This window comes from Deltaproteobacteria bacterium (assembly GCA_011375175.1).
Taxonomy (GTDB): Bacteria; Desulfobacterota; GWC2-55-46; order GWC2-55-46; family DRME01; genus DRME01.
In genome coordinates this window covers 1-11,802 of sequence record DRME01000114.1, presented here as the reverse complement: position 1 = coordinate 11,802, position 11,802 = coordinate 1, and the positions used below count along the sequence as shown (strand labels likewise).

Below are 11,802 nucleotides of genomic sequence, written 5' to 3'. Positions count from 1 at the left end.
TGCGAGTTGGTTTCCCCCTGTTTTGCCAGGCAAAACAGGGGGAAACCAACTCGTATTGAAAGTCTTTGAAGGGGGTCTGGGGGAAACGTGGGCCTATGGCCCTTCTACAGAAAGTTTCCCCCAGGGTAATTAATCAGAGTTTCCTGATCAATTACTCCGGGGGAGACTTTCTGTAGAAGGGTCATAAAGAGGTTACCTCAGTGAGGCAAAGCGGAGCCCCTTTTTATCCCGCCCGTCAAGTCCACTATAACCCTTGTGAGTTCCAGCGAGGGCCTGCTGCCCGTCTTCAGCGCCATGTCGGCCTGCTGGAGCCGTTTGAGCGCCCGGACCAGCTCTTCCTCGCCGAAGCGGGCGCTCATGGCCCGGTAGTTCCCGACCTGGGATCTCCAGAGGCCCGTCTCCTTCTGGATCCGCGCCGGCGGGGCGCCGGCCCTGTCGAGGGCTTTGAGCTTGAGCAGTATCCTGAACTGCCTGGCCATTGCGCCCAGCACCATGAGAGGCGGTTCGCCGGAGAGTCTTGCGAAGAGCTCCAGGGCTTTCTTGGCGTCCCTTCGGCCTATGGCGTCGGTGAGGTCGAAGATCGAGTCCTCCCGGCACTCAAGGCCCGCGTCGGCCACGTCGGAGAGGCCGACGACGGTGCGTTCTCCGCAGAAGAGCATTATCTTTTCGAGCTCGCCCCTTACGTCCCTGAGCCTCGTGCCCGTATTGTCGAGCAGCCTTTCCACGGCCTCCTCGGCGATCTCCTTTCCCCGGCCCTTTGCGGCGCGCCGCACCCACCGGGCCAGCCCCTCTCTGGACAGGCGGTTGCAGACCTTCACGGCCCCCTTTTCGCTCAGGTATCTGAAGAGCCGCGACTCCCTTCCCACCTTGCGCGTATGGGCGACGAGCACCATGCGGGTCGTGGGCGAGGGGTCGCGGGCGTACTCGAGGACGGCGCGCTGGTCCGCGGCCCTCAGGGAAGCGGCCTCCCTTATGACCACGACCCTTGCCGGCGCAAAGGCCGGCAGGGTGCGGGCCGCCGCCATGACCTCGGCTACGGATAGGGACCCGGCGTCGAAGACCTGGACGTTCATTGACTCGAAACCCGCGGCTGAGCCGCCGAGGGCCTCGCGCTTCACGGCGGCGAGCGCCTCGTCGACGAGGTAGTCGTCGTCGCCGTAGATGTAGAGCACGGGCGGCGGGGTGGTGTTCGCGGCCGAGCGAGCGCCGCCGCTTTTCCTTGACATCTTCCAAGCACCTCTGGAAGCTCTGAGGAAACTCTGATTAATTACCCTGGGGGAAACGTGGGCCTATGGCCCTTCTACAGAAAGTTTCCCCCAGGGTAATTAATCAGAGCTTCCCTGATTTATTCCGCCGGAGAAGGTTTCCCCCGGAGGCGCAAAGGGGGGCGCGCCGCTGCGAAACCCCGTGGATCAAAAGTCCTCCAGTATCCTCTCCTTTATGAGCCGCGCCGTGTCTGCGGCCATCTTTTCGAGCACCCGGAGCTCGGCCTCCTTGGTGGCCGTCACGTCGGCCGCGTCTACGGTGAAGTCCTCGTAGTCCCTTATGCGGTCGTCGCGCCAGAGGACCTTGCCTGTGGCGGCGCTCACGATACGGATCGACATGGTGATGACGAGCCGGTACTCCTGGGTCACGTCGCTGCCCGTGTAGGCCATGGGGCGCAGTTCGTAGCCGGTGACGGCCCCTTCCATGACGGCCTCGGCCTCGGGGGGCTCGGCTATGCGCACCACGTGGAGGAACTCGTCTATGACGGCCGAGGTGATGACCGTCTCTATGCCGGGGCGGGCCGTCTCGTTGCTGAAATAGGGTATGGCGAGGCTTTTTACGCCGCCCGGCATCTCGCCGCCCTTTCCGGCCACGTGGTAGCCGCAGCCCGAGACGAGGGCGACGAGCAGGGCGGCCGCCGCCCCGCTCCGTGCCGCGGCCCCCTTCATCGACCGGCCACCACCACGTTTGCGAGCCTGCCGGGCACGTAGACGAACTTCTTCACCTCCCTGCCCTCTGTCCAGCGCCGCACCCGCTCGTCGGCCATGACGCGCTCGCGCACCGTCTCTTCGTCGCTTCCGGCGGGGACCGTGACGCGGCTTCGCACCTTGCCGTTTATCTGCACCACCACCTCCACGCTTTCAACGGCGAGGGCCTCTTCGCTGTAGTCGGGCCAGGGGGTCTCGTGGAGCGGCGTCCTGTTGCCGAGCATCTCCCAGAGCTCTTCGGTGAAGTGGGGGGCGAAGGGGCTGAGAAGCAGAAGCGCCGCCTCCACTCCTTCGCGCATGACCTTCCTTTCGAGCTCGCCGCCGGCCTTGGCCCTGAACTGGTAGAGGAGGTTCACGTGCTCCATGACGGCCGCTATGGCCGTGTTGAAGTGGAAGCGCCGCTCGATGTCGGCCGTGACCTTCTTTATGGTGGCGTGGGTGGAGCGGCGAAGCCCGGCGGCCTCGCCCTCGAGGGGGGGATCGACGGCCGGGTCGTAGGGGGGCGTGGAGGCCAGGGTGTCGAGCTCTTCGGTCACGAGCCGCCAGACCCTGCCGATGAAGCGGTATGCCCCCTCCACCCCCTCCTCGCTCCAGTCGAGGTCCTTTTCCGGCGGCGCGGCGAAGAGCGAGAAGAGCCTGGTCGTGTCGGCGCCGTAGCGCTCGATTATGTGATCGGGATCGACGGTGTTCTTCTTGGACTTGGACATCTTCTCCACTGCCCCTATCTCCACGGGCGCGCCGCAGTGGGCGCATCTGCCGTCCCTTACCTCCTCGGGGGCGAGGTAGCCGTGCTCGGCGCAGCGGGTTATCTCCTTGCAGACCATCCCCTGGGTCAGGAGCCTTTCGAAGGGCTCGTCCACGTCGACGAGCCCCATGTCGCGCAGGGCCTTGGTGAAGAACCGGGCGTAGAGCAGGTGCATGACGGCGTGTTCGATGCCGCCTATGTACTGGTCCACCGGCATCCAGCGACGGGCCTCGTCCCTGTCGAAGGGTGCGTTCTCTCCCCTGGGCGAGAGGTAGCGCAGGAAGTACCACGACGAATCGACGAAGGTGTCCATCGTGTCGGTCTCGCGCCTTGCGGGCCGGCCGCAGCGCGGACACGGCGCGTTCACGAAGGACGGCGAGGACTCAAGCGGCGATAGCCCCTGGCCCGAGAAGTCCACGTCCTCGGGGAGCACGACGGGCAGGTCTTCATAGGGCACGGGCACGACGCCGCAGTCCTCGCAGTAGACGACCGGTATGGGACAGCCCCAGTAGCGCTGGCGCGAAACGCCCCAGTCGCGCAGCCTGTATGTCACGGTCCGCCGCCCGCAGCCGAGCTCTTCAAGACGCTCTGTTATGGCCTCGCCGGCCTCTTCGCTCCCCATGCCGTCGAAGTCGCCGGAGGCGGTCATCACCCCGGGCTCGGTGTAGGCCCTCTCCATGGCGGCGGGGTCGAGCTCTTCGCCCGGCGGGTTTATGACGACCTTCACGGGCAGGCCGTAGGCCCTGGCGAACTCGAAGTCCCGCTGGTCGTGGGCCGGCACGGCCATGACCGCGCCCGTGCCGTAGCCGGCCACCACGAAGTTTGCGGCATAGACGGGCACGCGCTCGCCGTTCAAGGGGTTTATGCAGTACGCGCCCGTAAAGACCCCCTCCTTGGGCGGCTCGGCGTCGCGGGGGGCGGCTGCCGCCCGGGCGCGCACCCTCGAGGCGAACTCCCGCAGCGCACCGAGACGGTCGGCAGGGGCGATCTTTTCGATGAGCCGGTGTTCGGCCGCCAGGCTCATGAAGGTGACGCCGTAGAGGGTGTCGGGTCTCGTGGTGAAGACCCTTATCTTCTCCTGCGAGCCCTCGACGGGGAAGTCCACCTCGGCGCCCGCGCTCCGGCCTATCCAGTTGCGCTGCATGGTGAGGACCCGCTCGGGCCAGCCCCGCAGCCTGTAGGTGTAGTCGAGGAGCTCGTCGGCGTAGTCGGTGATCCTGAAGAACCACTGATCGAGCTCCCTCGCCTGGACGGCCGACTCGCAGCGCCAGCACAGACCGTCTTCGACCTGCTCGTTGGCGAGCACCGTGGAGCAGCGGGGGCACCAGTTCACCGACGAGCGTTTCCTGTATGCGAGGCCGCGCTCCAGGAACTTGAGGAAGATCCACTGGTTCCAGCGGTAATACTCGGGCGAGGAGGTGGCCACCTCGCGGCTCCAGTCGTAACTCAGGCCCAGGCGCTTGAGCTGGGCCCTCATCCTGGCGATATTCTCGTCGGTCCACCGGGCCGGATGAATGCCGTGCTGTATGGCGGCGTTCTCGGCCGGCAGGCCGAAGGAGTCCCAGCCCATGGGGTGGAGCACACTGCGCCCGCGCATCCGCTGGTAACGGGCCACCACGTCGCCTATGGAATAGTTGCGCACATGCCCCATGTGGATCCTCCCCGAGGGATAGGGGAACATCTCGAGCACGTAGCAGGTCTCGGCGCCGCCTTCCGCAACGGTCGCAAATGCGTTGCCGCGCTCCCAGAGCCCCTGGCGACGCAGCTCTATCTCTCTGTGGTCGTACCTCTTCGACATAAATATCCTCTTTGCCGGCTAAGCTCGACCCGCAAAGGGAAGCCCCCGGCCTGCTCCACCGTAAGTATAGGGCAGACAAGAAAATCTTTTAACACAGCCGAAGCGGCTTTTCAAGGTCGCGCCCTTGACAGACTCGCTGAAAACAAAAAGCCCCCGGAAGACTCGGAGAAGTTCCGATTATTCCACTGAGGGAACCTTTTTGTAAAAAGGTTCCCTCAGACTCCCTCCAAAAACTTTTAAAGCGAGTCGGTTTCCCCCTGTCTTGCGGAGCAAGACAGGGGGAAACCGACTCGTATTGAAAGTCTTTGAAGGGGGTCTGGGGGAAACTTTCTACAGAAAGTTTCCCCCAGGGTAATTAATCGGAACTTCTCTGAGTTTTCCGGGGGCTTTTTGTTTGTCGTTTTTTGTTTCGGCGTCTCAGCAGTCGAAGTACAGGGCGAACTCGTGAGGTGTCGGCCTGAGCTTTACGGGGTTTATCTCCCGTTCGGTTTTGTACTCGATCCACGTGTCGATGACGTCCTGGGTGAAGACGTCGCCTTTGAGGAGGAACTCGTGGTCGTTTTTGAGGGCGTCGAGGGCCTCTTCCAGGGAGCCCGCCGCCGAGGGGACGTTGGCCAGCTCTTCGGGGCTCAGGCCGTAGATGTCCTTGTCGAGCGGGTCGCCGGGGTCGATCTTGTTCTGGATGCCGTCGAGGCCGGCCATGAGCATGGCAGAGAAAGCGAGGTAGCCGTTGCACGAGGGGTCGGGGAAGCGCACCTCGATCCTCTTGGCCTTGGGCGACGGCGAGTACATGGGTATGCGTATGGCGGCCGAGCGGTTGCGCGACGAGTAGGCGAGGTTTATGGGCGCCTCGAAGCCCGGCACGAGTCTCTTGTAGGAGTTGGTCGAGGGGTTGCAGAAGGCGTTGAGCGCCCTGGCGTGCTTGAGGATGCCGCCTATGTAGTACATGGCCGTCTCGCTCAGTCCGCCGTACTTGTCGCCGGCGAAGGTGGGCTTGCCGTCCTTCCATATGGACTGGTGGGTATGCATGCCCGTGCCGTTGTCGCCGAAGACGGGTTTGGGCATGAAGGTGGCCGTCCTGTTCCACCGCTTGGCCACGTTCTTGACGATGTACTTGTACCACATGAGCTTGTCGCCCATCCTGAGCAGGCTGTCAAAGCGCATGTCTATCTCGGCCTGGCCCGCCGTTGCGACCTCGTGGTGCTGTTTTTCCACGTGTATGCCCACCTCTTCCATGACCAGGCACATCTCGGTGCGGATGTCCTGCTGGCTGTCGGTGGGGGGCACGGGGAAATAGCCCTCCTTGTGGCGGGGCTTGTAGCCGAGGTTGGGACATTCGTCGCGCCCCGAGTTCCATACGCCCTCCACGCTGTCGAGGAAGTAGAAGCCGTGGTCCGGGCCCGTGGAGAAGCGGATGTCGTCGAGGACGAAGAACTCGGGCTCCGGTCCCACGTAGAAGGTGTCGCCTATGCCCGTGCTCTTGAGGTAGGCTTCGGCCTTCTGGGCTATGGCCCTCGGGTCCCTGGAGTAGGGCTCCTTGGTGATGGGATCGACGATGTTGCAGATGAGGCTCAGTGTGGGCACCTCGGTGAAGGGGTCCATGACGGCCGTCGACGGATCGGGCATGACGAGCATGTCGCTTGCGTGGATGGGCTGCCAGCCGCGGATGCTGGAGCCGTCGAAGCCGAGCCCCTCCTCGAATACGTCCTCGGTGAGCTCGTTTGTCGGTATGGAGAAATGCTGCCACAAGCCGATGAAATCGAGGAACTTGAAGTCGACCATCCTGGCGTTCTTCTCCTGGGCTACCTTCAACACGTTCTTTGGTGACATGTTATGTCCTCCTTTTTCCGCCTTTGTGTTTTTTTCGTGGTTTATTGCGATGACGGTGCGCGGCCCTCAGACGGCGTCGTCGCCCCGCTCGCCGGTGCGTATCCTCACGGCCTCGTCGACGGAGACGACAAAGACCTTGCCGTCGCCTATGCGGCCGGTCTTGGCGGCCTCGACGATGGTCTCCACGACCCTGGAGACGAGCTCTTCCTTTACTACTATCTCGATCTTTATCTTGGGGAGGAAGTCGACGACGTACTCGGCGCCCCTGTAGAGCTCGGTGTGGCCCTTCTGGCGTCCGAAGCCCTTTACCTCGGAGACGGTGATGCCCTGAATGCCTATTTCGTTGAGGGCCTCCTTGACTTCATCGAGTTTGAAAGGTTTTATTATGGCCTCGACCTTCTTCATCTCGCCTCCCCCTTTTCTCTGCGCGGCGCACCGGCCCTGCGCGGATAGCGCCGTCCCTTGTGTTGTCCGAGAACGGATACCATACTATGCAATATTCGTGCCCGGCGGTCAAGCTTTTAAATGGGATGTTTTTCGAGGCCCGCCGCCGGAAGGGGCCTAAAAAAGGGGCATGGGCCGCACAAAAAAGCGGCAACGTTCGACGGCACCCGCCGGCGGACTGAAGGCGCGGGGTCCTGCCGCCGCTCCCTGGACTGCGCGGCCCCTTGCCGTTTGCGCCGATTTGGGATTGAACGGCCGCGAAGATTCGGATAATATCAGAGTCTCCCTTTTTTGTGAAGATAAAAGAGGAAATCCCGAGGGAACCTTTTTGAAAAGGGTCACAGACCCACGGTTCCCCCAGACTCCCTCCAAAATTTTAACGCCCTGCGGATCACCCCGATTTTGCAAGCAAAATCGGGGTGATCCGCAGGGAATTAAAAGTCTTTGAAGGGGGGCTGGGGGAAACTTTCTACAGAAAGTTTCCCCCAGGCTGCCCGCGCCGGCTGCCCTGGGGGCTGTACCGGGGGGCGGGCCGCAAAGGCGTAAAAAAACCCCGCCCGGCGCGGGCCGACCCCCGGTACAGCCGAATATCCGAATGCCATGCGATGGGGCAGGGGGAAACGCGGGCCCGTGGCCCTTCTGCAGGAAGTTTTCCCCGGAGTAATCAAGCTGAGGAGGTGCACCATGAGATGGAAGGCGCTCTTTGTGGTTTGCGGCCTTGCGGTACTGTCGCTCTGGGCGGTCCCCCGCGCCGGTGCAGGGGTCTCGCTGGACAGGGGCAAGAAGGTCTACAGGTCGTTGTGCGTCAACTGCCACGGCTGGAAGGGCGAGGGAGACGGCCCGGGGGCGAGGATCCGCGGGATCAGGGCCGGCGACCTCTCCAACAGGGCGTACATGTCGCTGCTGAGCGACCAGGAGCTCTACGACCGCATAGCCTACGGCCAGGAGATGTTCCCCTTCATACAGATGCCCGGCTGGAAGGAGAGGCTCTCTCCCGACGAGATAAGGGACGTGGTGGCCTACATCCGCCTTCTTGAGAAGGACAAGGGCCCCCTCGAGGGCCCCACCCCCCAGGAGCGCGAGAGACGCTACAGGGAGGACCCCCTCGAAAAGGGACATCTCCTCTACATGAAGTACTGCTCCAACTGTCACGGCGAAAAGGGCGACGGCCGCGGGTGGGCGGCCGAAAAGCTCGAGCACCGTCCCGCTGACTTCACCGATCACTCGGTGATGGACGGGCTCAACCGCTGGGACATCATAAACTACATAAAGGGGAGGGCCGCCCCCGAGGGCGAGCGCTACATGCCCGAGTTCGGCGCCCTCGACGAGGAGATGATAGACTCCATAGTCAACTACGTGGAGGCCATAAGGCGCGGAGAGACCGGCGCCCGCTCCACAGGCGGCGACGGTCCCGAGGCCGATGAAGAGGACACCGGACTCGACTGGCTCCCCGACTGGCTCGACTGAGACCGGACCCGCACCGTATCGCCCGTGAGCTACCGGCCTGTTGACAGGGGGGTGGATTGAAAATATAATGAAGATGAAACAGAACAATCGTAACGGGGTGGCCTGTCGACCCGAGCCGCCCCCTCGTCCGGGACGAGGGGCCTTTCGCCTTGCGGGGGTCTTTTCTCTGGGGGGAGGGGGTCTGCGCTCAGGCGGTCACAGGCCCCTTCCACCCGAGGGTTTGCGCGGCGGAGGACGCTCGGAGCTTTCCGGGTCCCCGGCCGTCACCCTTTGACTTCGGACGCCACCATGCCGCTCATACCGGTCAACAGGGACGAGATAGTGCCTGGGCGCCCTCTGCCGTGGAGCGCCTACAACAAGCACGGCCGGCTTCTGCTTCGCAAGGGGTATGTCATCGAGACGAGGCGCCAGCTCGATGCGCTGATCGAGCGCGGCATCTTCCACCTCTCGCACGACGAGTTCACCGCCCGCCAGGCGAGACTCGAGGCCGAGGCGATGAAAAACACCCCCTTCGGCATCATAGAGAGGCTGAGAGAGAGGCTCGCCGGGCTCTTCGAGCGCGATCACTTCACCCGCGACTTCGTCATAGAGATCGTCTCCATAGGCAGGGAGTTGCAGCGGGCCTGCGCCATCGACGAGGATGCGGCGCTGGCCACCCTCTTCGTCATGAGGGAGGGGCGCTACACCGTCGTCCATCCCGTGGACACGGCCGTCTTCTGCGAGGTCGTAATGAAGTACATGCCCTGGGCCGAGCAGGCGCGCCTCCCCGTACTGGCGGCCTGTCTCACCATGAACCTCGGCATGAACGAGCTCCAGGAGGAGCTTTACGTTCAGAGGGGGTTGCCCTCGGCCGAGCAGAGAAAGGCCATAATGGAGCATCCGCGGGTATCGCACCGGCTCCTTGAAGAGGCCGGTGTGGCGAGCACCGTGTGGCTCGATGCCGTGCTTTGCCACCATGAACACCTCGACGGCTCCGGCTACCCCGATGGGCTGAGCGGCGACCGCATACCCATAAGCGCCCGCATACTCTCGGCCGGCGATCTCTACTGCGCCAAGGTGGCGGGGCGGGGCTACCGCCGCGGCATCCCGCCCGACAGGGCCATGCGCGAGATATACCTTGCCGGCGGGCGGCGTTTCGAGGAGAAGATAGCGGCGACGGCCGTAAAGCGCATGGGCGTGTATCCGCCGGGCCTTTTCGTGCGTCTCGAAAACGGCGAGGTCGGCGTGGTGACCCGCCGCGGCGACAAGGCCCACTGCCCGGTGGTCGCCGCCGTCGTCGACCCCGTCGGGGCGCCCTACGACGAGCCGCGCATGAGGGACACCGAGAAGGAGGGGTTCGCCGTGAGCAGGGTCGCAAGCAGGCTCGACGCCCGCACGGACTTCGACCTGCGCGTACTTTGGGGCCCTAACGCCGCGTCGGCGTCGCTCAACCGCTGATCACCTTCACCCATACGCGCCTGTTCCTCGGCCCGTCGAACTCGGCGAGAAATATGCCCTGCCAGGTGCCGAGCCGCAGCCTCCCTTCCTCGATTATCACCGTCTCCGAGCTTCCGAGCATCGACGCCTTCACGTGGGCGTCGGAGTTGCCCTCGCCGTGGGTGTAGTCCCGGTCACGACGCTCGGCGAGCTTGGAGGTCTTCATCACGATGTCCCGCGCAACCGAGGGGTCGGCGTTCTCGTTTATCGTCACCGCCGCCGTCGTATGGGGGATGTAGATTACGGCGATGCCGTCGCTCGCGCCGCAGGCCTCGACAACGGCCGCAACCCGGCCCGTTATCTCCACAAGCTCGCAACGGCTCGACGTAGCGATTGAAAAGGTTTCCATTGAAAAGGTCTTCATTTTAGGGGTCCTTTGCTCGAGTTTCAGGGGACGAAGCGTCTTACGAGTTTATGGCGGCGGCTGGTCCCCGGCGGTCGAGGCGGCTGACGGTCCAGGTGGCGAGCATCGAGAGGATGAAGGCGGGCACCAGCTCGTAGATCGAGCCCGAGAGGGCTTCGACGTTTTTCCAGACGATTACGGTGGCAAAGCCAGCGGCCATGCCCGCAAGCGCTCCCCGCGGCGTGGTCTTTCCCCAGAGCAGTGCAAGGATGAGCGGCGGGCCGAAGGCGGCGCCGAGGCCGGCCCAGGCGTAGAGGACGAAGGAGAAGATGACCCTGTTCTCCGTGAGGGCAAGCGTCATGGCCAGGGCGCCGACGACCATGACGGCCAGGCGGTCCATGGCGACGACGTGGCGCGAGTCGAGGTCCTTTCCCGTGAGCCTTGCGTAGAGGTCGTGGGAGAGCGAGGCCGAGGCGGCGAGGAGCTGACTGTCGGCGGTGGAGCATATGGCGGCCAGCACGGCGGCGAGCATGAGGCCGGCCGCCACGCCGGGCAGGAGCCTCACCGCCGCTATGGGGAGGGCCTGTTCGGCGTCGGCGATGTCGGCGAAGAGCACCCGGCAGGCAAGCCCCAGGACCACGGCGCCGGTGAATACGACGGCGCCCCAGCCCATGGCGATGACGCGGCCGCGCCTTATGGCCGCCTCGTCGCGGGCCGCCATGAAGCGCACGAGCACGTGGGGCTGGCCCGGGTAGCCGAGCCCTATGCCGAGCCAGCCGATGACGAGCCCCGCTGCGAGCATCCCTTCCCTGCCGGCCCAGGGACTCGCCAGCGAGGGATCCACGGCGGCGAGCCGCTCCATGAGCGCCGTCCATCCGCCGGCCTCGCCGACCGTTATGAGGGGCAGGAAGACGAGGGCGGCCCACATGAGAAGGCCCTGGAGAAAGTCGGTCCAGGCGACGGCCCTGAACCCGCCGGTGAAGGTATAGGCGACGACGATGGCCACACCGATGAGCACGCCGGCCGGATAGCTCACATGGAATACGGCCTCGAAGGCCTTGCCGGCGGCGTTGAACTGGGCCGCCACGTAGGCGGTCATCATGACGAAGATGACGGCCACGCAGGCAAGGCGCACCGCGAGGGAGCGGCCCAGGAGCGCACTCAGCAGATCGGGCATGGTGTAGACGTCGCCCGCGGCGGTTGCGCGGTTCACGGGCCGTGCCAGGATCCACCAGTTGAAGGCGTAGCCCGCAAGGCAGCCCGGAACGACCCAGAAGGCGGCGACTCCGTCGCTGAAGGCCGCGCCCACAAGCCCCAGCGTCACCCACCCCGACTCCGACGACGCCGACGCCGAGAGGGCCGCAACCCACGGCCCCAGCCCCCGGCGCGCAAGGAGGTAGTCGGAGGTGGAGCGCGAGGCATAGCGGGCCGAGTAGAGACCGACGACGACTATGCCGAGCGTGTAGAGCAGAAAGGAAACGGTAAGCGCCAAGGAAGGACCCATGATTAAAACCCTTCCCCATGCCCCCGGTTTCCCGGGGGCATGGGGAAGCACCAGGGAAACTCCGATTTATTGCACTGAGGGAACCTTTTTGTAAAGGTAATACCTAACGATTCCGGACCAAAAGTTGTTGTATTTCGTTATAGCCGGTACGCTTTAACAGCCTGTAAATCAAGGGGAAAATGTCCTCGTCTCTGTGGTTGAAGCGGAACGAGATTTCTCCGA

9 protein-coding genes are annotated in these 11,802 nt (G+C 64.0%); 2 read left to right on the top strand and 7 right to left on the bottom strand.

Features of this window, described 5'->3' with window-relative positions; genetic code table 11:
- Positions 1-197: 197 nt before the first annotated feature.
- The 5 genes from holA to ENJ37_09345 all read right to left on the bottom strand — a co-directional run bounded on the left by holA (position 198) and on the right by ENJ37_09345 (position 6,751).
- Positions 198-1,226: a DNA polymerase III subunit delta gene (gene holA, locus ENJ37_09365; GenBank protein HHL40701.1), complete on the bottom strand. Its 1,029-nt coding sequence runs from the start codon at positions 1,224-1,226 to the stop codon at positions 198-200.
- Between the two features lie 186 nt (positions 1,227-1,412).
- Positions 1,413-1,934: a hypothetical protein gene (locus ENJ37_09360; protein HHL40700.1), complete on the bottom strand. Its 522-nt coding sequence runs from the start codon at positions 1,932-1,934 to the stop codon at positions 1,413-1,415.
- Positions 1,931-4,516 (bottom strand): leucine--tRNA ligase, encoded by a 2,586-nt coding sequence (locus ENJ37_09355; protein ID HHL40699.1) that lies wholly within the window; start codon positions 4,514-4,516, stop codon positions 1,931-1,933. The genes ENJ37_09360 and ENJ37_09355 overlap by 4 nt, the downstream gene beginning before the upstream one ends.
- Before the next feature lie 417 nt (positions 4,517-4,933).
- A complete protein-coding gene (glnA, locus tag ENJ37_09350; GenBank protein HHL40698.1) occupies positions 4,934-6,346 on the bottom strand; it encodes a type I glutamate--ammonia ligase in 1,413 nt (470 codons plus the stop codon).
- Positions 6,347-6,412: 66 nt separating this feature from the next.
- Positions 6,413-6,751 carry a P-II family nitrogen regulator gene (locus ENJ37_09345; GenBank protein HHL40697.1) on the bottom strand — a complete coding sequence of 113 codons (339 nt, stop codon included), beginning with the start codon at positions 6,749-6,751 and terminating at the stop codon, positions 6,413-6,415.
- Between the two features lie 639 nt (positions 6,752-7,390).
- Between ENJ37_09345 and ENJ37_09340 the strand changes: the two genes are divergently transcribed.
- Together ENJ37_09340 and ENJ37_09335 are read left to right on the top strand one after the other, a co-directional pair.
- Positions 7,391-8,257, top strand: coding sequence for a c-type cytochrome (locus tag ENJ37_09340; protein HHL40696.1), 867 nt, complete (start codon positions 7,391-7,393; stop codon positions 8,255-8,257).
- Positions 8,258-8,545: 288 nt separating this feature from the next.
- On the top strand, positions 8,546-9,694 hold the full coding sequence (locus ENJ37_09335) for a hypothetical protein (protein ID HHL40695.1): 1,149 nt from the start codon (positions 8,546-8,548) through the stop codon (positions 9,692-9,694).
- Here the strand turns inward: ENJ37_09335 and ENJ37_09330 are convergent.
- A complete protein-coding gene (locus ENJ37_09330) occupies positions 9,684-10,082 on the bottom strand; it encodes a YjbQ family protein (protein HHL40694.1) in 399 nt (132 codons plus the stop codon). The two genes, ENJ37_09335 and ENJ37_09330, sit on opposite strands and share 11 nt — an antisense overlap.
- A gap of 55 nt (positions 10,083-10,137) precedes the next feature.
- A complete protein-coding gene (locus ENJ37_09325; protein HHL40693.1) occupies positions 10,138-11,580 on the bottom strand; it encodes a sodium/proline symporter in 1,443 nt (480 codons plus the stop codon).
- Positions 11,581-11,802: the final 222 nt, after the last annotated feature.